Annotated in this window: 21 protein-coding genes, 18 tRNA genes and 1 rRNA gene; 3 read left to right on the top strand and 37 right to left on the bottom strand. The window is 36.4% G+C overall.

Annotated features, from left to right (window positions below; translation table 11 throughout):
- Nucleotides 1-35: 35 nt before the first annotated feature.
- The 8 genes from mgtE to gatC form a co-directional block, all read right to left on the bottom strand.
- Nucleotides 36-1,358 (bottom strand): magnesium transporter, encoded by a 1,323-nt coding sequence (gene mgtE, locus ACTQ46_RS06675; protein WP_441748424.1) that lies wholly within the window; start codon nt 1,356-1,358, stop codon nt 36-38.
- Nucleotides 1,359-1,543: 185 nt separating this feature from the next.
- Entirely contained in the window at nt 1,544-2,389 is an 846-nt protein-coding gene (locus ACTQ46_RS06670) for a bifunctional 5,10-methylenetetrahydrofolate dehydrogenase/5,10-methenyltetrahydrofolate cyclohydrolase (RefSeq protein ID WP_441748278.1), read from the bottom strand.
- 10 nt (nt 2,390-2,399) lie between these two features.
- On the bottom strand, nt 2,400-2,867 hold the full coding sequence (locus ACTQ46_RS06665; RefSeq protein WP_441748276.1) for a metallophosphoesterase: 468 nt from the start codon (nt 2,865-2,867) through the stop codon (nt 2,400-2,402).
- On the bottom strand, nt 2,864-3,454 hold the full coding sequence (gene rdgB / locus ACTQ46_RS06660; RefSeq protein WP_441748274.1) for an RdgB/HAM1 family non-canonical purine NTP pyrophosphatase: 591 nt from the start codon (nt 3,452-3,454) through the stop codon (nt 2,864-2,866). Before rdgB ends, ACTQ46_RS06665 begins: the two co-directional genes overlap by 4 nt.
- Entirely contained in the window at nt 3,455-4,426 is a 972-nt protein-coding gene (locus ACTQ46_RS06655) for an AIR synthase family protein (protein ID WP_441748272.1), read from the bottom strand.
- 11 nt (nt 4,427-4,437) lie between these two features.
- Nucleotides 4,438-5,868, bottom strand: coding sequence for an Asp-tRNA(Asn)/Glu-tRNA(Gln) amidotransferase subunit GatB (gatB, locus tag ACTQ46_RS06650; RefSeq protein ID WP_441748270.1), 1,431 nt, complete (start codon nt 5,866-5,868; stop codon nt 4,438-4,440).
- 1 nt (nt 5,869) lies between these two features.
- Entirely contained in the window at nt 5,870-7,273 is a 1,404-nt protein-coding gene (gene gatA / locus ACTQ46_RS06645; protein ID WP_441748268.1) for an Asp-tRNA(Asn)/Glu-tRNA(Gln) amidotransferase subunit GatA, read from the bottom strand.
- Nucleotides 7,274-7,282: 9 nt separating this feature from the next.
- Nucleotides 7,283-7,567 (bottom strand): Asp-tRNA(Asn)/Glu-tRNA(Gln) amidotransferase subunit GatC, encoded by a 285-nt coding sequence (gene gatC / locus ACTQ46_RS06640; protein ID WP_441748266.1) that lies wholly within the window; start codon nt 7,565-7,567, stop codon nt 7,283-7,285.
- 251 nt (nt 7,568-7,818) lie between these two features.
- Here gatC and ACTQ46_RS06635 point away from each other — a divergent pair, with 251 nt between their 5' ends.
- Nucleotides 7,819-8,466 carry a C39 family peptidase gene (locus tag ACTQ46_RS06635; RefSeq protein ID WP_441748264.1) on the top strand — a complete coding sequence of 216 codons (648 nt, stop codon included), beginning with the start codon at nt 7,819-7,821 and terminating at the stop codon, nt 8,464-8,466.
- A 44-nt stretch (nt 8,467-8,510) separates the two neighbouring features.
- On the opposite strand, the gene ligA is transcribed toward ACTQ46_RS06635, so the two are convergent.
- From ligA to ACTQ46_RS06590, 9 genes are all read right to left on the bottom strand, one after another.
- Complete coding sequence (ligA, locus tag ACTQ46_RS06630) at nt 8,511-10,493, bottom strand: NAD-dependent DNA ligase LigA (RefSeq protein ID WP_441748262.1); 1,983 nt, start codon at nt 10,491-10,493, stop codon at nt 8,511-8,513.
- A gap of 1 nt (nt 10,494) precedes the next feature.
- A complete protein-coding gene (locus ACTQ46_RS06625; RefSeq protein ID WP_441748260.1) occupies nt 10,495-12,699 on the bottom strand; it encodes an ATP-dependent helicase in 2,205 nt (734 codons plus the stop codon).
- Nucleotides 12,700-12,818: 119 nt separating this feature from the next.
- A complete protein-coding gene (locus tag ACTQ46_RS06620) occupies nt 12,819-13,649 on the bottom strand; it encodes an undecaprenyl-diphosphate phosphatase (RefSeq protein ID WP_441748422.1) in 831 nt (276 codons plus the stop codon).
- A gap of 124 nt (nt 13,650-13,773) precedes the next feature.
- Nucleotides 13,774-14,598, bottom strand: coding sequence for a TPM domain-containing protein (locus ACTQ46_RS06615; protein ID WP_441748258.1), 825 nt, complete (start codon nt 14,596-14,598; stop codon nt 13,774-13,776).
- 12 nt (nt 14,599-14,610) lie between these two features.
- A complete protein-coding gene (locus ACTQ46_RS06610) occupies nt 14,611-15,174 on the bottom strand; it encodes a LemA family protein (protein ID WP_441748256.1) in 564 nt (187 codons plus the stop codon).
- 66 nt (nt 15,175-15,240) lie between these two features.
- Nucleotides 15,241-16,428, bottom strand: a complete 1,188-nt coding sequence (gene thiI / locus ACTQ46_RS06605) for a tRNA uracil 4-sulfurtransferase ThiI (protein ID WP_441748254.1) — start codon at nt 16,426-16,428, stop codon at nt 15,241-15,243.
- Nucleotides 16,428-17,564 (bottom strand): cysteine desulfurase family protein, encoded by a 1,137-nt coding sequence (locus ACTQ46_RS06600; RefSeq protein WP_441748252.1) that lies wholly within the window; start codon nt 17,562-17,564, stop codon nt 16,428-16,430. The genes thiI and ACTQ46_RS06600 overlap by 1 nt, the downstream gene beginning before the upstream one ends.
- A gap of 80 nt (nt 17,565-17,644) precedes the next feature.
- Nucleotides 17,645-18,244, bottom strand: coding sequence for a lactate utilization protein (locus ACTQ46_RS06595; RefSeq protein ID WP_441748251.1), 600 nt, complete (start codon nt 18,242-18,244; stop codon nt 17,645-17,647).
- Between the two features lie 67 nt (nt 18,245-18,311).
- Complete coding sequence (locus ACTQ46_RS06590; RefSeq protein WP_441748249.1) at nt 18,312-18,980, bottom strand: glucosaminidase domain-containing protein; 669 nt, start codon at nt 18,978-18,980, stop codon at nt 18,312-18,314.
- A 55-nt stretch (nt 18,981-19,035) separates the two neighbouring features.
- Here ACTQ46_RS06590 and ACTQ46_RS06585 point away from each other — a divergent pair, with 55 nt between their 5' ends.
- Nucleotides 19,036-19,872 (top strand): ribonuclease H-like domain-containing protein, encoded by an 837-nt coding sequence (locus ACTQ46_RS06585; RefSeq protein ID WP_441748247.1) that lies wholly within the window; start codon nt 19,036-19,038, stop codon nt 19,870-19,872.
- A 98-nt stretch (nt 19,873-19,970) separates the two neighbouring features.
- Here the strand turns inward: ACTQ46_RS06585 and ACTQ46_RS06580 are convergent, their stop codons facing one another.
- From ACTQ46_RS06580 to ACTQ46_RS06505, 16 genes are all read right to left on the bottom strand, one after another.
- Complete coding sequence (locus tag ACTQ46_RS06580; protein WP_441748245.1) at nt 19,971-20,309, bottom strand: cytoplasmic protein; 339 nt, start codon at nt 20,307-20,309, stop codon at nt 19,971-19,973.
- 277 nt (nt 20,310-20,586) lie between these two features.
- Nucleotides 20,587-20,663: transfer RNA gene (locus tag ACTQ46_RS06575), tRNA-Ile, on the bottom strand.
- 4 nt (nt 20,664-20,667) lie between these two features.
- Nucleotides 20,668-20,742, bottom strand: a tRNA-Trp gene (locus ACTQ46_RS06570).
- A 7-nt stretch (nt 20,743-20,749) separates the two neighbouring features.
- Nucleotides 20,750-20,825: transfer RNA gene (locus tag ACTQ46_RS06565), tRNA-Phe, on the bottom strand.
- Between the two features lie 55 nt (nt 20,826-20,880).
- Nucleotides 20,881-20,957, bottom strand: a tRNA-Ile gene (locus tag ACTQ46_RS06560).
- A gap of 7 nt (nt 20,958-20,964) precedes the next feature.
- Nucleotides 20,965-21,055: transfer RNA gene (locus ACTQ46_RS06555), tRNA-Ser, on the bottom strand.
- Between the two features lie 30 nt (nt 21,056-21,085).
- A tRNA-Ser gene (locus ACTQ46_RS06550) sits at nt 21,086-21,174 on the bottom strand.
- Nucleotides 21,175-21,182: 8 nt separating this feature from the next.
- Nucleotides 21,183-21,258 (bottom strand) — tRNA-Lys (locus tag ACTQ46_RS06545).
- Between the two features lie 3 nt (nt 21,259-21,261).
- Nucleotides 21,262-21,337: transfer RNA gene (locus ACTQ46_RS06540), tRNA-Gln, on the bottom strand.
- 5 nt (nt 21,338-21,342) lie between these two features.
- Nucleotides 21,343-21,419, bottom strand: a tRNA-Arg gene (locus ACTQ46_RS06535).
- A 4-nt stretch (nt 21,420-21,423) separates the two neighbouring features.
- A tRNA-Gly gene (locus ACTQ46_RS06530) sits at nt 21,424-21,497 on the bottom strand.
- A 111-nt stretch (nt 21,498-21,608) separates the two neighbouring features.
- Nucleotides 21,609-21,694, bottom strand: a tRNA-Tyr gene (locus ACTQ46_RS06525).
- A gap of 40 nt (nt 21,695-21,734) precedes the next feature.
- Nucleotides 21,735-21,810 (bottom strand) — tRNA-Thr (locus tag ACTQ46_RS06520).
- Nucleotides 21,811-21,841: 31 nt separating this feature from the next.
- Nucleotides 21,842-21,918: transfer RNA gene (locus tag ACTQ46_RS06515), tRNA-Asp, on the bottom strand.
- Between the two features lie 42 nt (nt 21,919-21,960).
- Nucleotides 21,961-22,036, bottom strand: a tRNA-Val gene (locus ACTQ46_RS06510).
- Nucleotides 22,037-22,040: 4 nt separating this feature from the next.
- Nucleotides 22,041-22,115 (bottom strand) — tRNA-Glu (locus ACTQ46_RS06505).
- Between the two features lie 310 nt (nt 22,116-22,425).
- Here ACTQ46_RS06505 and ACTQ46_RS06500 point away from each other — a divergent pair.
- Nucleotides 22,426-23,238, top strand: a complete 813-nt coding sequence (locus tag ACTQ46_RS06500) for a zinc dependent phospholipase C family protein (protein WP_441748243.1) — start codon at nt 22,426-22,428, stop codon at nt 23,236-23,238.
- A gap of 464 nt (nt 23,239-23,702) precedes the next feature.
- Here ACTQ46_RS06500 and ACTQ46_RS06495 read toward each other — a convergent pair.
- From ACTQ46_RS06495 to rrf, 4 genes are all read right to left on the bottom strand, one after another.
- Nucleotides 23,703-23,779: transfer RNA gene (locus ACTQ46_RS06495), tRNA-Met, on the bottom strand.
- A 49-nt stretch (nt 23,780-23,828) separates the two neighbouring features.
- Nucleotides 23,829-23,917 (bottom strand) — tRNA-Leu (locus tag ACTQ46_RS06490).
- 3 nt (nt 23,918-23,920) lie between these two features.
- Nucleotides 23,921-23,995: transfer RNA gene (locus ACTQ46_RS06485), tRNA-Asn, on the bottom strand.
- Nucleotides 23,996-24,109: 114 nt separating this feature from the next.
- Nucleotides 24,110-24,226, bottom strand: a 5S ribosomal RNA gene (gene rrf / locus ACTQ46_RS06480).
- Nucleotides 24,227-24,408 lie beyond the last annotated feature (182 nt).

Below are 24,408 nucleotides of genomic sequence, written 5' to 3'. Positions count from 1 at the left end.
TCTTTTGTCATCTTTATTATAGAATGAATTTATTCTTAAATTCTTATAAAATGAGATGCAAGTTCAAAATAGATAATTAAGCTTAATGTATCTACTACTGTTGTAATCAATGGTCCTGCCATAATCGCCGGATCCATTTTTAGTTTTTTAGCAGCTATAGGAAGTATCCCCCCTATTACTTTAGCAGCAGTAATAGTAAACATAAGCGTCACTGAAATAAGCAGGGCAATATCCATAGGGACTCTGTCAAATAACAATACTTTAGTAAAATTCACAAGGGCAATGATGAAACCTACGAGTATACTTACTTTAAATTCTTTAAAAATGACCTTAAAAAAGTCTCTTGTATGAATTTCCCCAGTAGCAAGCCCCCGAATGATTAAGGTGGAACTTTGGGAACCTGAATTCCCCCCTGCATCCATAATCATCGGAATAAACATATTTAAGACAATCATAGACTGAATTAAAGTATTATAATGGTTCATGATCTGGCCTGTAAAGGTGGCCGTTATCATAAGAATTAAAAGCCAAGCAACTCTGCTTTTCGCAAGTTTGAACGGGGATGTGTCCAGATATTCTTCTTCTTGTGGGATCATAGCCGCCATTCTTTGAAAGTCTTCCGTAGCTTCTTGTTCCATAACTTCTAAAATATCATCTACAGTAATAACTCCTGTCATTCTTCCTTCGCTGTCTACAACAGGCATTACTACGAAACCATATTTGTTAAAAACATTTGCTACGATTTCTTGATCGTCCAGTGTATGAACAGAAATAACATCTTCATCCATCAGTTCGGAAATTTTTGTTTTCGATGGCGCGGTTATAATTCTTCTAAGGGTGACAAATCCTAGAAGTTTTTTCGTCTCATTCGTCACATAGCAGGTATAGACTGTAACTTTATCATCACCTGTCTCTTTGATGATCTCAAGGGCCTCTTCCGTCGTCATAAATTCCTTAAGCTCTACATATTCTATGGTCATTAAAGATCCGGCAGAATCTTTTGGATACTTTAGAAATTTATTCATTAAGTTGCGTTCTTCTTCATTTGTATTTCGAAGGATATTCTTCACAATTCCCGCCGGCATTTCTTCCATTAAGTCTACACGGTCATCAAAATACAATTCATCGATTATGTATTTGATTTCGCTGTCGGTCATCCCCTTTAAAAAACGATACTTTACATCTTTTTCCATTTTGGAAAATACTTCAACTGCATCTTCTTTTTTTAAGAGTCTAAATACGAGTATCGCTTCCGTTAAATCCAATTCCTCTATATAATCTCTTATGTCTACGGGATTATATACAGAAATCGCATTTTGCAGCCCTTCATAATCCTTTTTTATTAAAAGATCATTCATCTTTCTATAAATCGCGCTCTCATTTCTTAAATAATTTTTATTCAATTGAATCACTTCCTTTTACATTTTTTCCACTCCAGTTTAAAAATATTATTAATAATATGCAACGAACCCTGATTATAACAGATTCCTGTTTTTAATTCAAAAAAACCGAGTCCTTTCAAAAGGACTCAGTTTTTGATTGATTATAAACTTTTTTCTTTTGCTTGGACTACTTGATCCATCAATAAAGTAGAAGTAATTTTTCCGATTCCGTGAGTTCTAGGAGTAATTCCTGCTACATAGTCTTTTAAATCTTCAAAGTCTGCATCTCCTGATAGTTTTCCATCAGCATCCGCACTTACTCCAACGTCCACAACGATGGAATCTGGGTTTACATAGTCTCTCGTTACAGATTTTGCTCTTCCTGTTGCAGAAACTACGATATCAGCAGCTTTTGTTACTTCTGGAAGATCTTTTGTTCTAGAGTGGCAGATTGTAACTGTTGCGTTTTCATTAAGCATCATCATAGCAAGCGGCTTTCCAAGAACCATGGAACGGCCAATAATAGCAACATTTTTGCCTTTTAAATCGATATCATAGGCTTCTAATAATTTCATACAAGCATAAGGTGTTGCCGGCTGGAATCCGTCCGTTTCCCCTTGGAAAACTTTTGCTAAAGATTTTGAAGTCATTGCATCTACATCTTTTCTATAGTCTAAGGATTCTTCTACTTCTTTATCATCGATATGTTTTGGCAATGGTCTAAACAGAATAACTCCTGTTACATGATCGTCGCTATTTAATTTTTCAATTTCAGCAATTAATTCTTCTGTAGTGATTTCTGCATCTAGTAAAACTTGTTTTACTTCGATGCCGTAGATATCGCTTTTCTTAAGCAAACCTTTTTCATAAGAAATATCATTAGGATTTTCTCCAACTCTTACAATGGCTAAGCAGGGTGTATTTCCTTCTTTTGATAATTTCTCAACTCTTCCCTTGATACTTTCGTCCAGCTTTTCCGCTAGATCATCTGAATATAAAATTGTCATAAACTTCCTCCTAGAATTCTATCTTTTGTACTTCCAATATATCTAAATCCAGTATGGCAATACTTTCTTTATCTCCGCCTCGAGCATAAGATGCGCTGCCTGGATTAAGAACTAAAATATTGTCGATCATTTCTTCGTGGTACATATGAGTATGTCCAAACAAAACTACATCCGAACCATGTTCTTTTGCATTTATCAAAAGCATATTCAGCCCTCTATAAACACCAAGGCGATGTCCATGAGAGATAAAAAAGGATTTCCCTTCTATGGTTGTGTATAACTCTTCCGGTTCTGTATAGGCTAAATAGTCGTTGTTTCCTTTTACAATTATAAGGGGAATATTTGTTAATTCACTTAATATCTTACCGTCTTCAACAAAATCGCCCAAATGAATAATATAACTAAGATCTAATTCCTTTAAAGGTTCAATCAAATGATCATATTTGCCATGGGTGTCGGCGATGACTGCTACTTTCATCCTTTATACTCCTCTAATAATATTCGAAGCTGATTCAACGCTTTTGCTCGATGGCTTAGTTTGTTTTTCTCTTCATCGCTCATTTCGGCAAAGGTTCTGCTTTCCCCCTGAGGAGTAAACAGGCAATCGTAACCAAAACCGTTATCTCCCGCTTCTTCTCTATTTATAGTACCATAACAGCGCCCTTTTGCAAAAGTTTCATGGCCTTTCGAATCGATAAAACAGACAACCGTTTCAAAGTAGGCTTTTCTGTTATGGATATCCTTTAATTCATCTAACAGTTTTTCTCTATTAGCACTATCATTTCCATCCATTCCCGCGTATCTGGCGGAACGGACACCAGGAGCTCCATTTAAAGCTTCTACAAATAGTCCTGTATCGTCTGCGATTACAGGAATCTCCTTGATGGCATAGATAGCCTTCGCTTTTATCAAAGCATTTTCTTCAAGGGTAGAACCATTTTCTTCGGGATCAATATCGATTCCGGCATCGTCTTTCGTTAAGATATCAATATCCAGATTCGATAAAATCTCTTTCATTTCTCGAACTTTCCCTTTATTATGGGTCGCAAGAATAATTTTTTTCATTTATATCACCTTGTATAGTTCATCTGCATAGGGAGGAAGGATTCTTTCTGAAACTCCATCTGTTATAATTATCGGTTCGTCCCCTTTGACAACCCCTATCTTTGTTAACTTAATATTTGAGCCTTCGAACTTTTTTTCTAAAGATCCATCAGAAGAAATTATCAGCATAGAACCGCTGGAAATAAGACGAAATGGTTTAATATTAAAATAATCGCAGATTTTTTTGGTAACCTCCAGCACAGGTACATTTTCACAGACAATTTCAATGCCTTTTTTTATTCCCTGATACGCTTCACATACGGCACCTAAGAGACCGCCTTCTGTTACATCATGCATATAAGACAAATCTTTATTCTTGGCATATTTTGCATCATCTTGCACAGAAATCCATTTTAATAAGCCCTTTGCATAATCAAGTTCCTCTTGAGTCATGACGTTTTTGAGTTCTTCCTCTTTGTCATGGGCAAGGATTGCTGTTCCCTCTATTCCAATATATTTTGATACGTAAACAGAATCCCCCTCTTGGATTTTATCCGCTGGAATCTGATCTTTTTTATCGAGTATACCAATAGAGGTAGAAGACAAGACAAATCGGTTAACTGCATCCGTAATTTCTGTATGTCCCCCTATAATTTCAATTTCCAGTTCTTCGGCTCTCTTAGAAGCATCTGCCATGATTTCTCTAATATCTTGGGGTGTTGTTCCTTCAGGAGCCAGTATTGTCAATAAAACCCCGATATTTTCCGCACCTGAAGTGGAGGTGTCGTTTACTGAGATGTCTACAGCTAAAGAACCGATATTTTCCTTTGCACCTGTAATGGGATCTGTGGATAGAACACAGATCTTCTCACCAAAGTCGATCTGTGTCGTGTCCAGTCCCACCCCGGCGCCTACTAAAACTTCTTTTCGATGGAAGGAAATAGATTGTAATATATCCTGAAGAGTTTCATTTTCTAATTTGCCAGTCGCCATATTTACACATCCTACATCTTGTTTATATTTTCGCGTAATAATTCGTTGAATTTCTGCGGATTCCCTTTTCCTTTAGAAGCTTTCATACATTGTCCAACAAGGAAACCTAGAGCTCTGTCTTTTCCATTTTTAATATCTTCTATGGACTGAAGGTTATCAGAAAGAACTTTTTCTACAATTTCATTTAATGCAGAATCGTCTGTAATTTGAATAAGTCCTTTTTCTTTCACATAATTCGTTGGTTCCACACCTTCTTCAAACATAGCTCTTAAAACTTTTTTTGCAGTATTATTGTTTATTTTTCCATCTTTTACGAGGAATAATAGATCTGCTAATTGTTTTGGAGAAATTTCGATCGTTTCGAAACTTTTCTCTTCTTCATTAAGTCTTCTAGAAACATCTGAAAGAATCCAGTTGCTTGCAAGTCTTGGATCTTTTACGAGCTCTGCTGTCTGCTCAAAATAATCAGCAGCTGCTTTAGAACGCGTTAAAATATCTGCATCATATTCATCGATCTTATATTCGGTAATAAATCGGTTCATTTTTTCATGAGGAAGTTCTGGAAGTTCGCTTTCGATTTTATCGATGAAGGATTGTTCCAAGGAAACAAAAGGAATATCTCCTTCTACTGAAAAACGATAATCATTCCCCTCTTCTTTTCTTCTCATCACTTCTGTATGTCCTGGATCTTCTACCCATCTTCTTGTTTCTTTATGTCCGATTTCGCCTTCTTCAGCCATCTTAAAATGGCGTCTTGTTTCGTATTCGATTGCTTTTTCAACAGCTCTGAAAGAGTTCATGTTTTTTATTTCAGATATCTTCGTTTTAAATCCCTTTTCTTTGTCGACGACATTTAAGTTGCAGTCGCATCGAAGAGAACCTTCTTCCATCTTCACATCTGAAATACCTAGATACTTAATACGTTCTTTTAAAATATCTAGAAATTGTCTAGCCTCTTCTGCACTTTCCATATCCGGTTCTGTTACGATCTCAATAAGAGGAACTCCACAGCGGTTATAATCCATTAACGTATTGCCTTCTTCATTATGGATGGACTTTCCTGTATCTTCTTCGATATGAATTCTATGAATCCCTATATCTTTTGATCCATTCTCAGTTTTTATGGTAATTTTTCCTTTGCTGCAAAGGGGAAAATCTTCTTGGGTTATTTGATATCCTTTCGTTAAGTCTGGATAAAAATATTTTTTTCGATCCATTTTGAAATCTTTTCTGATCTCGCAGTCAAAGGCAAGCCCTGCCATAACTGCATACTCTACAGCTGTTTTATTCATAGCAGGCAGAGCACCAGGATGTCCTAGACAGATAGGACAAACATTGGTATTCGGTGCTTTCCCGAATTCATTTTTACAGCCGCAGAACATCTTCGTTTCTGTCGCAAGCTCCACATGTATTTCTAATCCAATTAATGTTTTTAAACTCATCCTATTTACCTCCCTCGAAACAATATGCTGCATTTAACACATTTTCATCATCTCTTCGATTTCCGATAATTTGAAGTGCTCCGGAAATTCCTTCTCGTACTGGGAGGGATATAGCACAAAGGCCTGCTAAATTTACAGGAACATCAAATGTTCCGTCATCATAATCTGCTAAAGGATCTCCTGCTCTTGCACCTAATTCATAGGGAAGATCTGTTGATGTTGGTGTTGCTATGAAATCAACTTCTTTAAATTTCTCTTCAAATTCTTCCTGTAATAATCTCCGCACTTTTAAACCTTGTTTATAAATAGCCTGATCATTTTCTGCAGCTAAATAATGAGTACCCATAGCAATTCTTCTTTGTACTTCTTCGCCGAACTCTTCGCTTCGTGTTTTTACAAAGAGTTCTCGTGTTGTGCTATAATCTTGCGCCAAGTAACCATAGCGGATTCCGTCAAATCTTGAAAGATTGCTGGAAACTTCACAGGACATAATTACATTATATAAAGGAGTAGAATATTTTATATATTTGAAATCTATAGGAACTATTTCCGCCCCTAAACTCTTTAGTCTTTCTATAGCAGTATTATAATCTTCAACTACAGTCTTATGGATTGGAAAAGCCTCTGTATCGATCACGCCGATTTTTTTGCCTTTCAACGTATATTCTTCTTTTAGCTGCAGATCTAAAGACTCTTTTTGGCTGCTGGTCATATCTTTAGAATCATGACCGCCTATAATATTTAATGTTGTGACAATATCCTCAACACTTTTTCCTACAACCCCTACTTGATCTAAAGTATTTGCCATAGAAGCTACACCGTATCTGGATACGGAACCGTAACTTGGCAGAAAACCAGTCACATTGCAAAATGCAGAGGGCTGTCTGATAGATCCCCCTGTATCGCTTCCGAGAGAGATGTTCACAAGACCTGTAGATACACTTGCTGCTGAGCCCGATGATGATCCTCCTGGAATTAATTTAGGATCTAACGGGTTTTTTGTCGGTCCGAAATAAGAAGTTTCAGAAGCTCCGCCCATAGCAAATTCATCCATATTTGTTTTTCCGATAATAACCGCATCTTCGCTTTTTAATCGTTCAATAACAGTAGCATTATAAACAGGCATATAATCTTCTAATGCTTTTGAAGCGCAAGTAGTACGCAGCCCTTCGGTTAAGATATTATCTTTAATTGTAATAGGAATTCCAAATAATCTGCCGGGTGTTTCATTCTTTTCCAATTTTTCCTTCAAAACATTTATTTGTTCCAATACAAAATCTTTATCAAATGTAATAAAAATATTAAGATCTTTTGTTTCCTCTATTTTTTTGAAAAGTTCTGAATAATACTTATCAATATCAATTTCTTTATGAATCAGCTTTTCTCTTAATAAACTTGTTTCCATTCTCCACCTCTAGTCAATAACTTTTTTTAGTCTGAAATATCCATATTCTCGATCTTTTGCATTTTCTAACGCTTTTTCCCGATCTAAACTTTCTTCTGGTATATCCTCACGGAATACTGCCTTCTCTTCTTGGATCATTTCCAAAGGCTTCACATCAGTTGTATCCACTTCCATTATTAATTCTGCAAAATCTAATACTTTTGTATATTTTTCAGCTAAAATATCAACACGGTCTTCCTCTAAATTTAAATGAGCTAAATCATAAATTCGAATTACTTCTTCTTTATTTATCATGTCACAAACTCCTTTTAACAGTATAAAATATATTATAACACAGTACACCATCCTATATAATTATGATTGAAACATAATTGATCTTCTTAAATATTAATTTTTTTTCATAGAAGTCTCCCTCCCATTATTCAGGGAATTAGTTCGGAATATTTTTACATTAACGGTATATGTTTATATTTTAACCCTGGTTTGCTTTTTATTTTTCTTACAATTGTGGTATACTTAACTCTTGAATTGGAGGATGAATAAATATGAATTTTACACGCAACACCGGTAAAAAATTATTGACCGCCTTAATCTTGACTCAAGGCCTCTTTTTACCTATCTCAAGTGCAGCAGCGTCTGAATATAATCAGCCGATTCAGCAAGAATCTGTTTCTACTCAACAAAGAGAATATTTGAACAATGCTGTTTATTTTAATCAAGCGGAGGAGCCTTATCGCAGTTATCCATATGGCGAAGGCGAATTCGGCACAATAATCAACACAGGATGCGGCCCTACCGTTATGGCAATGGCAGCTTCTACTTTGCTGGATAAGAACATCAGTCCTATTGAAATGGCGGACTTATCTGCAAAAACAGGCAATATTATGCCAGGAAACAATGGTACCTTATGGCAGTTCTTCTTTGATGCCGCAGATCAATATGGTTTAAAAGCTACAGCTACCAACTCTAGAGATGAAATAGTGAAAGCATTGAAAGAAGGAAAATTAGTAGTGAATAGTGTGAATAGTAGCATGGGAGGCTATTGGACACAGTATGGACATTTTATCCTTCTTACAGATGAAGTCGATGGACAAATCGCTGTCAACGATCCTGCGTATCGTTCAAAAAGCAATCTTTATTCAGAAGAAATGGTGTTTGGACCAAGCAAACAAATGTGGATTATTGAAAAATAAATTATTGACTTAAAAAGAAGTGTTAGATTTCCTAACACTTCTTTTTATGCTTTAGAATACATTTCGATAAATTCTTCTTCTGATATTACTGGTACGCCCAACTCCTGAGCCTTTGCAAGTTTGCTTCCTGCATTTTCTCCTGCTATAACAAAATCTGTATTTTTCGACACCGAAGAGCTGGTCTTTCCCCCTGCATTTGTGATTATATCCTCAAGCTCTTTTCGTGTATAAGATTTTAAGGATCCGGTTAATACAAATTTCTTATCTGCTATCGACTCTTTTGTTTCCTGTTTGGCTGCTTTTTCAAAAACAATTCCACGTTCCAATAAGTGATTTATCCCTTCTATGATCCGATCATCATGGAAAAATTTTACAATCTCTCCTGCGACAATGGAACCAATATCTGGAAGTTCAACAAGTTCTTCTTCCGTAGCATTTTTCAAACTTTTTAAGTTCGAAAAAACTTTTGCCAGATCTTCTGAAGTCTTTATTCCTACATGGGGGATCCCTATCCCATATAAAAACTTTGCAAGTGTTGTCTCTTTGCTTCTTTCTATTCCTGCAAGGAGATTTTGAGATTTCTTTTCTTTAAAGCCTTCCAGCTTTAAAAGATCCTCCAAGGTCAACTCATATATTCCGCTTAATTCTCTAACATTTAACACTTCTATGATTTTTAGAACAGTTTTTTCGCTTAATCCTGCTATATCCATTGCATTTCTAGATGCAAAGTGAACCATTCTGGAGACCAGCTGGGGTTTGCAGGAAAGAGAATTTGGACAGAATATATGAACTCCTTCTCTTATAATCTCTGTCCCGCAGGAAGGACAGACCTCAGGCATAGGAATAGCCCTTGTAACACGATTATCTTCAAGTGTTCCTAATATTTCCGGAATCACATCATTTGATCTTCTTACTAATACTCTAGCATTGATCGCTACATTCTTGCGGAGTATATCGTCATAGTTATTGAGTGTGGCTCTTTGAACCGTAACATCTCCGATCTCTACAGGCTCTAAAATTGCGGTAGGTGTTATTTTTCCGGTTCGTCCTACATTCCACTCTACATCAAGCAGAATTGTGGAGTATTCATCCGGCTCAAATTTATAAGCAATCGCCCAGCGGGGAAATTTATTGGTATAGCCTAATATTTTTCGTATCTCAATATCATTTATCTTTATAACTGCCCCGTCTGTTAATATATCGATTTCTTTTCGAAGTTCCTGAATCTCGTCGATAGCTGCTTTTAATTCATCAAAGGATTTTACAAGCTTTCCATAAGGATACACTTTTAGATGATTCTCTTTTAAGAAAGAGAATATCTCTTCCTGAGTTTTGAATTCTTCTTCCCGATATCCTACATTATAAAAGTAGGCCGTTAAATTTCTTTTCTTTGTTTGTTTTGAATCCAAATTTCTTAAGGCTCCGGCAGCGGCGTTTCGTGCATTCTTTAAGGGAATTTCGTTTTCTTCATTATACTTTGCCAAAGCGGACAAAGGCATAACACCTTCCCCTTGTATTTCTATCAATCCAGGATAATTGATTCTCATAGGAATGGACCCGATCGTCTTCACTTGAGGGAGAATTTCTTCTCCTACAACCCCATTCCCCCTTGTCGCTGCCATAACAAGTCTTCTTTCGTCATAAGTAAGATTTATCGTTAAGCCATCGAATTTTAATTCTACAAAATACTCCACTTCGGACAAGCGGGTATTATGTTCTGCTTCATACTGGCGAAGGAGCTTTAGATTACGGTCCATCCAGTTCTTAATAGCTTGTTCGTTTTGAGCCTTGTCGAGACTGTACAGACTGTTTATATGAACATGCTTTTCAAACTTATCCAGCACTTCCCCGCCTACTCTCTGAGTTGGGGAGTCTTCTAACACAATCCCGGTTTCTTTTTCCAAAATTTTTAGTTCATCATATAAACGATCATATTCCGCATCGGAAACAACCGGTTCGTCTAATGTATAATAATGATAATTCCAATCATTCAACTGTTTTACTAATTCTTGGATTCTTTTTTCCATATTAGATTCTCTTTATAGGAGCTAAATTTTTATTCAGCTTTTTAATTCCTTTCTTTTCAAATGAAATGACTAGTTCGTCGCCGCCCTCTCGTTCCGTAACAGAGACAACCATTCCTTCCCCAAACTTTTTATGTACTACTCGATCGCCGGCTTTAAATTCTTCATCTGCAAGATCTTGATCAACCTTTTTGGCTGTTTTAGCCCCCAGCAAGTTATCTCTTACCGACGCTTTCATCGTTGATACTGAATCGCCATAACTTTCTCTAAAATTAATTTCTGTTGTTTCTTTCGTTTCCTCTTCCACGATTGTTCCTCCCATTTCTTTAATAAATCTTGAGGGGACTGTCATTTTGGTCTCGCCAAAGACTCTTCGCATCTGCGCCCCTGTTAAAAATAATCTTTCTTCAGCTCTCGTTACTGCAACATAACAGAGTCTTCTTTCTTCTTCTAATCCTTCTCTTTCGTCAATAGATCTGCCGCTTGGAAACAAACCGTCTTCTAGACCAGTTACAAAGACCACTTTATACTCCAGCCCCTTTGCAGCATGTATCGTCATTAAAGAAACTCCTGCTTCATTCTCTTCTGTTTTATCCACGTCCGACAATAAACTTACAGATGCTAAATAATCTTCTAGGCTAGGCTCTTCCGTATTTTCTTCATAATCTACAATGGCATTGATGAAAGATCCTATATTTTCTATACGAGTTTGATCTTCTCTTAAGTTCGATTTTTCAAGCTCCTTAAGATAACCGCTTCGTTCCAAAACATATTCTACAAATTCCGATACTTTAAATTTCTCAATATTCGATTTCATATCTGTTATCATATTCCGGAATTCTTCCAGCTTTTTTAAGGACCGAGTCCCGATACTTTTCAATTCTTCTTCAAATAAAAAATCATAAATCGAAATTCCGTAATTGTTGGCAAAGTTTTCTAACTTATCTACTGTCGCCTGGCCAATTCCTCTTTTCGGTTTATTGATAATTCTTTTTACAGATATATTGTCGTTCGGATTGATAATCGTTTTTAAATAAGCTATCGTGTCTTTGATTTCCATTCGATCGTAGAATTTCAGTCCGCCGATAACTTTATAAGGAACTCCTTCACGAAGAAGCATTTCCTCGAATCCTCTAGACTGAGCATTGGTTCGATAAAGGATGGCCATATCAGAAAAATGATACCCTTCATAATGCATATGCTCTATCCACTGCACAACCTGCAGAGATTCTTCTCGATCTCCCGGAAGATAAAGGAAAGGAATATCGCTGCCTTCTCCTTTAGAAGTCCATAAGGATTTCTCTTTACGTCCTTCATTGTTTTCGATGACTTGATTTGCTACATTCAAAATCTTCTGTGTAGAACGGTAATTTTCTTCCAATTTTATAACTTTAGCACCAGGAAAATCTTTCTCGAAATTCAGAATATTGCTGATATCCGCTCCTCGCCATCCGTAAATTGATTGATCCGCGTCTCCTACAACACAGACATTTCCATAGGTTTTTCCAAAGGCCTGCATCAACTCGTACTGGCTTTTGTTTGTATCCTGATATTCATCAACGAAAACATATTTAAAACGATCGCTGTATTTTTTGCGAATATCTGGATTCTTGTCGAAAAGTTCTAAGGTTTTAATAATAATATCATCAAAATCTAATGCATTATAAAATTCACATTTATGTATATACTCTTCATAAAATTCACCATAAAAGCGGGTTGTCGGATTATCGCCATAATTTGCTTCTATATAATCTCTTCCCTCGCCTAGATTTTTTGCTTGGCTTACTATGGACAAGAAGCTGTTGAACTGAAAACTCTTGGTTTCTATGTTTTTCTCTTTTAAAATCTCCTTAACAAGAGATTTCTGATCTTCTCTGTCATATATTGTAAAACTGCTGTTGTAGCCAATATGTGTAATATCCCGACGTAGAATTCTCGTACATATCGAGTGAAACGTTCCTATCCACATGTCTGATACATCTGCATTTAAAAGTTTTGACACTCTGTCTTTCATTTCTGATGCAGCTTTATTTGTAAAGGTGATCGCAACGATTTCATAGCGATTCGCCAACTTTTGTTCCATTAAATATGCGATTCTAGTTGTTAACACCTTTGTTTTTCCACTGCCTGCTCCTGCGAGAACAAGTACTGGACCTTCCGTTGTTAAAACCGCTTGTCTTTGTCTGTCGTTTAATTGATTAAGATCCATGCGTCCTCCTTAACAAAAAAATAAGGCAACGGGAATAAACCTATTCCCTGCCATATGTATAACCATAGTATATCATAAAAAAGACACTTGTCGAAAATTTTTTCGAAAGTGTCTTCTCTTTATTTTAAGACTAAAAAATATAAAAGTACGATAATCCCTAGTATAATTCGATACCAGCCAAAAACTTTAAAGCTGTTTTTCTTAATATAAGATAACAGGAATTTAATAGCGATAATAGATACAATGAAAGAAACCGCCATTCCCAATATCAATATAAAAAATTCATAAAAAGTAAAATTAAAACCGAATTTTACCAGTTTCAGAAAACTCGCTCCAAACATAACCGGGATCGCAAGGAAGAATGTAAACTCCGTGGCTACAACTCTTGATAAACCAATCCAGATCCCTCCTAAAATGGTGGCGCCAGATCTGGAAGTTCCAGGAAATACCGCTGCAATCAACTGAAATAATCCTACCATAAATGCGTCTTTATAGCCGATCTCCTTAATACTTGTTACTTTAGCCTTGTGTCCCTCGTTTTTGTCTTCAATCCAAATAAATGCAATACCAAATACTATAAGAGCAATAGCTACTACAAAATAATTATAAAGATATTTATTGATAAAGTCATCAAAGATCAGTCCTATCACTGCAGCTGGAATACATGCTATTAATATTTTTACCCACATATCAATGCGTTCCTTATCGAATTGGTATGTACCCGATGCCTGTTTCGTGAAAGGTATTATGCGGTTCCAATAAAGAACGACTACTGCTAGGATTGCTCCAAGCTGTATGACAACTAAAAACATTTCCATAAATGCTTCTGATAAGTTTAATTTTATAAATTCATCTACTAAAATCATATGCCCTGTAGAACTTACTGGAAGCCATTCTGTAATTCCTTCTACGATCCCTAACAAAATTACTTTTAATATTTCAATAATAATGATCATCTCCTTTTGAAAATCAGATTCTATTATATAATGAACGTCCCTGCTCTGCAATAAAGAAAACTTACAATATTGCAACAAAAAAACGGCAGAGAAAAACTCTGTCGTTTTTAGTTGATTCTTATCTGCTGGCACCTCCGCCGCCGGTAAAACCGCCTCCGCCTCCGAAGCCGCCGCCAAAACCACCGCCGCCTCCTCCGCCGCGATAGCTTCCTCCACCGAAGCCTCCTGGGAAGAACGTTCCTCCAAATGGTCCGGATCCATAATATCTCCTTCTCCTGCCTCTAGGTCCCTTCGGTCCGCTGAAGAAAGAAGAAATAATAATAAACATTATAAAGATAAAGATCGCAAACCCAAAAGACATCCCGTCTTCTTCCTCTGTTTCATAAGCGGAATAGTCTCCCGTCAATTCAACGTCATAGAATTTTATAATATCCGCTATCAGAGCATTAAATACTTCATTTGTCGTATTGTCCAGCTCTTCCGGTGCAGCATCTGCAATTCGTTTCCCTTCATCTCTTAAAGGAAACACCATACGTTCATCTAAAATTCTGCCAACTTTTCCATCATTTAATGTTTCTTCTAAACCATAGCCTACTAAAACGTCAATACCTGGATCTTCTTCATCTCTGCTTAATAGAATAAGAACCCCGTTGTTTTTCTTTTCATCTCCAATTTTCCAAGTATTGAAAACTTTTACAGCATAGGAAAAAGAGTCCTGACCGCCTAAATCGGAGGTCGTATACAAAACAACTTGGGCTCCAGTTTTCTGGTCTAATTCAATATTTGTATCTGTAATATTTTTCTTCGTCTCCTCCGACAGCACCCCAAGCTGATCCAAGTAAAAGGTATCCGGCGCTTGCGGTAGTTCAGCAAACGAGGGCACAACACTCCCGATTGTTATACAAAAAGTTAAAAGGAGAAGAAGCCACAACTTCTTTCTCATTTGTCTCTCCTTTTAATTGAATTGAACCTCTGGGGCTTCCTGAGATTCTGGGGAAGCTTCAAAATATTCTTTCGCTTCGAATCCTAACAGCCCTGCCATCATTACCATAGGAAATCTGTTTCGAGTATTGTTATACTGCTGTACAGATTCATTATAATTTCTTCTCTCTACAGAAATTCTATTTTCAGTTCCTGCTAATTCATCCTGAAGCTGAATAAAGTTTTGATTTGCTTTCAAGTCAGGATAAGCTTCTACTACTACATTAAGTCCGCTTAAAGCTCCTGTCAGCTGGTCATTCGCTGCAGCAAGTTCCTGGGGCGACTGTGCATTGTCAATTCCTGCTCTTGCTTCTGTAATTCTTGTCAGCACTTCAGATTCATGATCTGCATAGCCTTCCACTGTACGAACTAGATTTGGTATCAAATCTGCTCTTCTTTGGATGACAGTTTGAACCTGAGAATATGCTGTATTCACATTTTCATTCAATCCTACCATTTTATTATAAGACGAAACTCCAAATATTAATAATAAAACGACGACAACAACAATTGCGATTAACCCTGTACTTTTCTTCATAAAAATACCTCCTTCAATTACTGTTTAATTTATACCCATATTTCCTGATATTAGTATTTTCCGTCTTTAAAGTTTCTTGATCTCTTGTTCTGAAATTCGATAAACTTCTAAATTTTCCAAAGCTTCTTCAATTAATAGATCTGCATCCAGCAAAGCTTCATTCTCTTCAATATCCTTTATCCTTGGCTTTGTAGCTGGTCTTTTTGGTAAAAATACTGTACAGCAGTCTTCAAAGGGTTCAATAGAAATATCATAAGTATCAATATCTCTCGCCCAATCTATAATTTCATTTTTATCCATTCCCACGAGAGGGCGCAGAATCGGCGTTTCTACAGCTGCCTCTACCACGGTGATTCCTTGTATCGTTTGGCTGGCAACTTGCCCTAAGCTCTCTCCTGTGACCATCATTTGATACTCTTTGCTCTTGCAGATTCTTTCCCCTATTTCCATCATAAAACGTCTTGATAGAATCGTCATGTAGCGTTCTCTGCATTTCTTATTGATTTCCCTTTGAATCGGCAGCAGATTAATACTGTATAAAGTAATATTTCCTAAATAGAAACTTAATTTTTGCGCCAGTCTCTGTACTTTTTCAAAACCACGGTCGCTTGTAAAAGGATAGCTGTGGAAATGAAGGCCTGCAATTTCTACACCTCGTCTACCCATTAAAAATCCAGCTACCGGGCTGTCTATTCCTCCGGACAATAATAAAAGCCCTCTTCCTGAACTTCCAATAGGAAGACCACCCCAAGCCTTAATTTTTTCTGTATAGATATATACATATCTTTTTATATCGACAAATAGAGTATAGTCAGGATTATGCACATCTACAGACAGTTTTCCATTATATGCCTTTAATAAAATTCCACCCAAATGAGGATTTAGAACAGGCGATTTTGGAGTGAAACCTTTGTCGGATCTTTTTACCTGCATCTTAAAGCTTGTATTGTCATGTATTTCTAATTCTTTTGCAAAGTCTAAAACCCCCTTTTCCATATCTTCTACAGATTTTTCTGTTCTAAGACAAGGGCTGATATATACAATACCGAATACTTTTTTGATTTTCTCGATTAAATTAGGAAATTCATCTTTTTCCGCCTCTATATAAACTTTTCCTTGATCTTTATAATAGCCCTGTATAGGATATTCTTTTATACTTTGCAATACTTTTTGAATTGCTCGATCTTCGAAATTTTTTCGATTGTCTCCCTTGAGCGTTAATTCCCCAAAACTTACCGATAATACCCAGTCCATTATTTCCTCCTAATAATCTTTCTAATTTCTTCTACGGCTTCTTTTAATTTGTCAAGAAATCTCTCAACTTCTTCTCTTGTTGTTAAATCTGAAAAGGAAATGCGGATACACCCTTCTTCATATTCTTTTTTGATTTTAATCCCTTCTAATACTCTACTTTTTTTGTCTTTTTTGCAAGCTGAACCAGAAGATACGTAGATTTCATCCTGTTCTAGAAAATGTATAAGCACTTCTGACTTGATATCTTTAAAGCAGATATTTGTAATATAAGGGCTTCCATTTTCTATGGTAGAATTCATTTTTATATCTTCTATCACAGATAATTCTTCAAACAAATATTCTTTCAACTCTGCTAATCGTTTAAAATTTTCTTCAATCTGCTGATAAGCCTTTGAAGCAACAAAACCTAAAGCCGCTATACCAGCAACATTTTCCGTTCCGGAAGAAATATTATTTTCTTGGCCCCCTCCGAGTATTACCGGCTTTAAGGGAGTACCTTTTCTTGCAAAAAGTGCACCAACACCCTTTGGGCCGTGAAGCTTATGGGCTGATATAGAAAATAAATCTACTTTTGCTTTATTTAGATCTAAAGGGATTTTCCCAAAAGACTGAATCCCGTCTACATGAAAAAGAGTCTTTGGATTTTTCTTTTTTATGGCTATCCCGATTTGTTCTATAGGCTGCACCGATCCAAGCTCGTTATTTACTGCCATAATCGATACCAGCTTTGTGTTTTCATTAATTTTTTCGATGATATCATCTACAGATACAAAGCCTTTTTCGTCTACATTTATATAATGAACAGGATACTTTTCTTCTATTTTCGAAAAAACTTGTTCTACTGATGAATGTTCGGTTACATCTGTGATAAACTCCTGATTTTTATTTCCCGTAACTTGGCTTAGTATGGCAATATTATTACTTTCGCTGCCGCAGGACGTAAAAAAAATCTCTGAAGGACTGGCTTTTAAAACTTCTGCAATAAGATCTCTCGCTTTATTCATATGTTTCTCCGATTTAAAGCCGAAGTCATAAAGAGAAGATGGATTGCCAAAATCTTCTAAATATATTTTGTTCATAATCTCAACTGCTTCTGGATCTACCTTTGTCGTTGCAGCGTTGTCTAAATAAATCATGCTTTTCCTCTTTTCTTTATAGATTATTAAAAACAAGAAAAGATGCTTGAATTTAAGCATCTTTTCGACGATACATATTATTAATATCCTAATTCTTCACCAATTAGAATAACATTGATATTTGAATTCGTATTTTTTTCGATTATAGTAAGCACATTGCAGATACGATCCTTAGAAGTACAATCTGTACAAACGCCTGTTACAACACATGGAGTATTAACACCCAGTCTTTGAGCATTTTTAGGCGCAGCAATTTGTTCGATTCTTGCAATACCTTCATCTACAGTTTCTACTAGCTTATTAATCCCGCAGACGATAAACACTTCTTCGTGATGATAAAAAGTATTTGCAACCCGATTGCCCGTACCATCCATATTGATGATCTTACCATCTTTCGTCACAGCATTTGCAGATGAAAAATAAATATCTGCATTTAAAGCACGTTCTTTCATATCTATTATTTCACTGTTTCGCCAATGCCAATAGATATTAAAACCAGCCTCTGACAATCTATCGTATAAATGAAGCTGCTCTAATGTCATTGAGCCTCCGAATCCAATAGATGCTTTCGTAGGAAGGTTTCGGATAGCATAATCCACAAACTCTTTTCCTGTTTCAAAATACTCTACTTGGAAACGATTCTTTTTTAACCCTCGAATATATTCTTCCAATTGTTCCATAGCACCCTCCCTACAGTATTATAATACAATTCCTATCCTTTTGAAAGTCTTTTATCAATATACTTTTTTAAAGATTCTGCATCATTTTATGGGCGAAGCGAACCATATGGCGGTTTACTTTTTTCGCCCATTCCTTGTCTGTAGAATAATGCTTATTCATAGCTTCTGTACTATATCCATTAAAATACCTGCCGTTATCTGTTAGATACAGATCTTTGATTTTTCTGCTGACTTTTAATACAGAATCTCCATAATGATTATAATCAGAAGCACTTTCCATCGGGCTTTGATCATAGGCATTGAAACCGAACAAGTTATTCTTCTTTTTAGCAATATTGCTTCTTCCGTAATTCGATTCATGATTTGCAATTCCCACTAAAAGAAGGGAATTAATACCTGTTTTCTGTTCTGCTTCATAAAAATATTTTCCTAGACCCTCAAGTCCCGTTCCTGCCAGTCCCCTATCCAGCTCCTCCGGAGAAAAATCAGTTTTATACATAGGATAAAATATATTCTTTTCATCTATCCCTGGAGTTCCTTTTATTTCAAACACTTTTACATCTTCCTGAAGCTTTTTATATCTGCTATTGATGGATGCCGCATCCTGTTTTTTCATTTTAAGGACAATTCCTATAATCTGGCTGTTTTCTCGTCCTTTAGAAAGATCTAGTATTCCTATTATAGAAATAAACAGAAATACTGCTACAGCAGTTTTCTTTAAATCTATTTTGAACATATAGTTATTTTCTCAACTCCTATCTGATTATAGTATAATACAAAGGGGTGATATTATGAACTGTAAAATGACCAGCACTGCCAACTTAAATGAGAATGAGATAATCCTTTTTATATTAGGCGATGAGAAAAAAGAATCTATTCAAGCAATTGCAATAAAGGATCACGTTTCCACTGAAATCTATTTAAAAGATAATGTAAAAGTAAAACATTTACAAAATTCTATAAAGAATAAAAGAATAATAACATTTAACGGAACCTCTTATGATCTGCCCTTATTGCAGAAAAATAATTTTAAGCTTGAAAAAAAGAAGCATATGGATCTGTATTATTTTTATAAGCAGAATGTTTATACAGATCTCAAACGATATACTATGGAAAGCATTTTAGCAAATCGTTTCTCCGATTATGATCTTTCTTCTCTAAAAGTTTTAAATGAATACTTTCATAATGATATAGATAGACTTTACAAATCGCTAGAAGACCATATCAAGGCGCGTTTTGAGATTTACAAAAGCATGCAGGAAATCTTACTAAAACATAATTTTTCATTTCATTTATTGGGCAAAGAGCATGTTCTATGTCTTCACAAAGTACAGTTTGTAAAGGATTTTCTTCTTCTTACATTTTTTACACTTACTCCAGCTATGCAGATGGAATTTCATTTCGACCATGCAGAAATCAAAACAACAAGCGAAAATACTATTCTAGTTCGAACTCCATTCTATTCTGGAAGTATTGGCAAAAATACGGAAGGGAAAGCAATCCGAACTGAATTTAGCGAAATTCAAGATAACAGCCTTACAGAAAATTTTTATCTTATCGAGAAGGAACATGTCCTTTTATTAAACTCTCTAGAAAAATGGATTAAAATACTTTTTGATAATTTATAAAACTTTTTTTAACAAAACTATAAACTTCTTGACATAAAAAATATGGAAATGTATCGAACTCATTTCCATATTTTTATCTGTATGTATCTTTTGTAGTTCTATAAAGTAATAATTTCAAACCCTTCGTCTATATACCTTGCCATAGAAGGATGTCCCTTCAGCTCGTCTAGAAGCTGAATTCCAGACTGCTCATTATATGAAAGAACTCCCATTTGGTCTGAACAGGCTCTGCATACCCCATCCATAATACCCATAGTTATCGTTTTTTGAAAGAGCGGATTCTTTTCTTCAATGAAATCTTCTAACAAAGCTACCGACTTTCCCTCTAAAATTAACTTCACTTCTATTCCTGATTCTTTCATCTCTATTGCATTGAGCAATGCATGGGTAAAGCACATCCTATCACCCATAAAAGTAAAAACTGCAACTTTTCTCATTCTTTCCTCCTTATTTAACAAACAGTATTTTATTATCAAAACATGAGTATATAGATACTATAATTCAAAGAAAAAGATTTTAAAAGTATTTTCGTTATTTATATCCTAAGAAATAAAAAATCTAATTATTTATCTTATCCTTCTCTTTTATTGATTGTTAAAATATTTCTATCCACATAATTTTACATACATTAGCAAAGTATACTTATGCTGCCTCTTTTTAACAAGGATACTTTAAATAGAAATAAAAAAAGACCCTATAATTAAGGTCTTTTGATGGTGGGCCTGGGGGGACTCGAACCTCCGACCTCACGCTTATCAGGCGTGCGCTCTAACCAGCTGAGCTACAGGCCCCTGTTGGCAGGGAGTAGAGGATTTGAACCCCTGACATCTGGTTTTGGAGACCAGCGTTCTACCACTGAACTAACCCCCTATAATCTTGGTGCCCAGAGCCGGAATCGAACCAGCGACACGAGGATTTTCAGTCCTCTGCTCTACCGACTGAGCTATCTGGGCAAAATTGTTCCTATATACAAAATATTTCTTGGCTACGCCAAGAAATATCCGTATTTGGTGGGCCTTCAGGGACTCGAACCCAGGACCTACCGGTTATGAGCCGGGCGCTCTAACCAACTGAGCTAAAGGCCCAAATATTTGGCGGAGAAGGAGGGATTTGAACCCTCGCATCCCGTAAAGGATCTACTCCCTTAGCAGGGGAGCCTCTTCAGCCACTTGAGTACTTCTCCGTACTCGTAAAATATGTTTTAAAATAAAATTGGCGGAGAAGGTGGGATTCGAACCCACGTGGGCTTGCACCCTAACGGTTTTCAAGACCGCCCCGTTATGACCACTTCGGTACCTCTCCGTAATTTATGGTGACCCATCGGGGACTCGAACCCCGGACACCCTGATTAAAAGTCAGATGCTCTACCAGCTGAGCTAATGGATCATATGGCTGGGCTGACAGGACTCGAACCTGTGCATGCAAGAGTCAAAGTCTTGTGCCTTACCGACTTGGCGACAGCCCAATATCTGGCGCACCTAGGAGGACTCGAACCTCCGACACACGGATTAGAAGTCCGTTGCTCTATCCAGCTGAGCTATAGGTGCATTATGGAGCGGGTGAAGGGAATCGAACCCTCGCAACCAGCTTGGAAGGCTGGGGCTCTACCACTGAGCTACACCCGCATGTCCTCGTTAAATCGCTTTACTGATTTAGCCGACTTAATAAGTATATCATATAATCTTTTGATTGTCAACATATTTTTACGTTTTTTATTTATTTTTTAGAAAGTACTATGGTGGAGGAGAGTGGATTCGAACCACTGAAAGCGAAGCTAACGGATTTACAGTCCGTCCCCTTTGGCCAACTCGGGAACTCCTCCAAGCCTATCCTGTATATTTGCTAACAGGATATAAGATAAATGGAGCTGGTGGGAGGACTTGAACCCCTAACCTACTGATTACAAGTCAGTTGCTCTACCAATTGAGCTACACCAGCATAGTAATATATTTCTTATTCTAAGAAAAAATGGCGACCTGGATCGGGCTCGAACCGACGACCTCCAGCGTGACAGGCTGGCATTCTAACCAACTGAACTACCAGGCCATGTTAGAATAATATTATTTAATTCCACCATATTAAGTAAAATGGTGGGAGCTACAGGGCTCGAACCTGTGACCCCCTGCTTGTAAGGCAGATGCTCTCCCAACTGAGCTAAGCTCCCATTATGGTGACCCTACCGGGATTCGAACCCGGGATACCGCCGTGAAAGGGCGATGTCTTAACCGCTTGACCATAGGGCCTCGTTCTTGACGACTACCTTTTAAGTATATAACAGGTAATGAATGTTGTCAAGCTTTTTTTTAAAGTTTTTTAAAGCTACTTGTTTTTGCTGTCCTTCACTTGACTGCTTATTTATAATACAATGATTTCTTTTCTTTGTCAACTATTTTCTTGAATTTAACATAGAGATAATAAACCCGAGAATTCAGCCAAAAAAATAAGTCAACGAAAACATTACAATCTAATCGAAATCTCTAAACATGATTTCTCATCAAAATTTATCCATAAAATAGTCTATAATAATAGTAGTTACAAGAAAGGAGAAATATTATGGCCAGCATCTATACACACTTTATATTCGGTCAAGAAGTTTTGAAGAAGCTTCCCAGCAAATTTAGAAATATTATCGAAAAACATATTGATTATTATATATTAGGACAACAAGGACCCGACTTCTTTTATTTTTACAAACCTTATACGAATAAAGGTTCAAAGATCGGTTCCGAAATTCATCAATCAACATTTGAAAACTTCATCAATCGCAGTAAAAAGAGCCTGAAAGATCCCTCTGAAAAGCAGCTTGCTTATCTGTTTGGGTTTTTATGCCACTTTGCATTAGATATTATGGTACATCCCTATGTTAATAATCTTGAAGTTGAGCTGCAGTTGTCTCATATGGAAATAGAAACTGAACTAGACCGTTATTATATGATCCAAAAAAGACGTATTCCTTATGAGGTTGAAACTTATAAACTAATTCCAAATGATATAACCATTTCTGAGAAAATCAGTCCAATATTTTCAGATTATGATAACGGAGACACTTCTCTCGTTAAGAAATCTATACAAGATTTTTATAAATACAAAAAGCTGCTGCACTCCCCTACAAGAAATAAAGAAAAGCTTATTTTCTTCACCATGAAAAGACTTGGATTGTATAACAAATTTAAAGGTCAAGTACTTACGCATATGCCCGATAAAAGAGCATCTATAAGCAATGAAGTTCTATCGAAACGATTTAATGAAGCAATCCCGGTGGCAGTACATCTCATTGACAACTACTATAATTATCAAATTTATAATGGGCGTTTATCCCATTATTTTAACTATAATTTCTCAGGAATCCAATTAAAGAGTATCTGAACATCTCTTTTGCCTGTTTTTTCATTTTAAAGCCAAAATTTGAAACCTCTTTACTGAACGCTTAAAGCTCATCAGTAATAGAGGTTTTTTTATTTTTCGTCTTCAGTATAAAAAGATAGAATTCTTTGTATATACCGATTGATTTTTAACTTTATCAGCACCAGATTTACTAATAGTATCCTAACAGTTAGATCTATAGAAACGTTTCTGTCTGACAATTTTTTAAAACATAAAAGTTGCATTCTGCTTCTTTCATTATGGAAAATGATACAATATGAATGTTGAAATAATCCGCAGCTTTGTTAACCCTTATTATAAAATCGATATAAGACTGTCTATTATACAGAATAATTGATACTATTTAAATTAATACCCTCTTATTCTCCGCTATATAATTTTTATTCTATTTATTCCCCTATTATTCACACATATTTAAACAACAAAAAAACAGCCTAAGCTGTTTATGGTTGCGGGAGCCGGATTTGAACCGACGACCTCCGGGTTATGAGCCCGACGAGCTACCGAACTGCTCCATCCCGCGCCGCTAAAATAGTATAGGCAAACCTTCCGAAGACGATTTGCCTAAAGACTGGTGCCGAGGACCGGAATCGAACCGGTACGATCTTTAAGGATCGCAGGATTTTAAGTCCTGTGCGTCTGCCAGTTCCGCCACCCCGGCATATGGCTCCCAGGGTGGGACTCGAACCCACAACCTATCGGTTAACAGCCGAGTGCTCCACCATTGAGCTACCTAGGATTACCAAATGCGTTGATACATTTCATACTAGATGAGTATATCATAAGTATTCTTTTTTTGTCAAGTTATTTTACAAACTCTATCTCAAGATAAAGTCTGTAAAATAATTGATTTGTTGAGCGACTACCTACTCTCCCAATCCGTTTCCGGATAAGTACCATCGGCGCAAGAAGGCTTAACTTCTGTGTTCGAGATGGGAACAGGTGGATCCCTTCCGCCATCGTCACTCTACTTTTGGGTTTACGGTTAACTTTATGTTGTAAATCCCCTATTGTGTTGTAAAACTGTTTGCTGTAGTTTTCGAAAAGTGTGGAGTGTGAAAGAGTGGAGAGTGAAGTCGTGGTTAAAAGACTTCGTCTTTTCTCTTTTTCATCCGTAGTTTTCTTTGAAACAGAAATACATATTCCTGGTCA

The organism is Gallicola sp. Sow4_E12, assembly GCF_052116305.1.
In the GTDB taxonomy this organism is placed as follows: Bacteria; Bacillota; Clostridia; order Tissierellales; family Peptoniphilaceae; genus JBQKLI01.
Note: the sequence above shows the minus strand (reverse complement) of the source record. Positions and strands in the feature narration are given on the sequence as shown.

Bases quoted from the DNA above. Each gene is read 5' to 3' on its own strand.
- ACTQ46_RS06655 (WP_441748272.1), bottom strand. From the start codon at position 4,426: ATGGCGACTGGCAAATTAGAAAATGAAACTCTTCAGGATATATTACAA.
- ligA (WP_441748262.1), bottom strand. From the start codon at position 10,493: ATGGAAAAAAGAATCCAAGAATTAGTAAAACAGTTGAATGATTGGAAT.
- thiI (WP_441748254.1), bottom strand. From the start codon at position 16,428: ATGGACTGGGTATTATCGGTAAGTTTTGGGGAATTAACGCTCAAGGGA.
- ACTQ46_RS06595 (WP_441748251.1), bottom strand. From the start codon at position 18,244: ATGGAACAATTGGAAGAATATATTCGAGGGTTAAAAAAGAATCGTTTC.
- ACTQ46_RS06610 (WP_441748256.1), bottom strand. From the start codon at position 15,174: ATGAAGAAAAGTACAGGGTTAATCGCAATTGTTGTTGTCGTCGTTTTA.
- ACTQ46_RS06665 (WP_441748276.1), bottom strand. From the start codon at position 2,867: ATGAAAGTAGCAGTCATCGCCGACACCCATGGCAAATATGATCATTTG.
- gatA (WP_441748268.1), bottom strand. From the start codon at position 7,273: ATGGAAACAAGTTTATTAAGAGAAAAGCTGATTCATAAAGAAATTGAT.
- rdgB (WP_441748274.1), bottom strand. From the start codon at position 3,454: ATGAAAAAAATTATTCTTGCGACCCATAATAAAGGGAAAGTTCGAGAA.
- mgtE (WP_441748424.1), bottom strand. From the start codon at position 1,358: ATGAATGATCTTTTAATAAAAAAGGATTATGAAGGGCTGCAAAATGCG.
- ACTQ46_RS06500 (WP_441748243.1), top strand. From the start codon at position 22,426: ATGGCCAGCATCTATACACACTTTATATTCGGTCAAGAAGTTTTGAAG.
- ACTQ46_RS06585 (WP_441748247.1), top strand. From the start codon at position 19,036: ATGAACTGTAAAATGACCAGCACTGCCAACTTAAATGAGAATGAGATA.
- ACTQ46_RS06625 (WP_441748260.1), bottom strand. From the start codon at position 12,699: ATGGATCTTAATCAATTAAACGACAGACAAAGACAAGCGGTTTTAACA.
- ACTQ46_RS06600 (WP_441748252.1), bottom strand. From the start codon at position 17,564: ATGATTTATTTAGACAACGCTGCAACGACAAAGGTAGATCCAGAAGCA.
- ACTQ46_RS06670 (WP_441748278.1), bottom strand. From the start codon at position 2,389: ATGACAATTTTATATTCAGATGATCTAGCGGAAAAGCTGGACGAAAGT.
- gatC (WP_441748266.1), bottom strand. From the start codon at position 7,567: ATGATAAATAAAGAAGAAGTAATTCGAATTTATGATTTAGCTCATTTA.
- ACTQ46_RS06580 (WP_441748245.1), bottom strand. From the start codon at position 20,309: ATGAGAAAAGTTGCAGTTTTTACTTTTATGGGTGATAGGATGTGCTTT.
- gatB (WP_441748270.1), bottom strand. From the start codon at position 5,868: ATGAGTTTAAAAACATTAATTGGATTAGAAATACATGTGGAGCTTGCG.
- ACTQ46_RS06590 (WP_441748249.1), bottom strand. From the start codon at position 18,980: ATGTTCAAAATAGATTTAAAGAAAACTGCTGTAGCAGTATTTCTGTTT.
- ACTQ46_RS06615 (WP_441748258.1), bottom strand. From the start codon at position 14,598: ATGAGAAAGAAGTTGTGGCTTCTTCTCCTTTTAACTTTTTGTATAACA.
- ACTQ46_RS06635 (WP_441748264.1), top strand. From the start codon at position 7,819: ATGAATTTTACACGCAACACCGGTAAAAAATTATTGACCGCCTTAATC.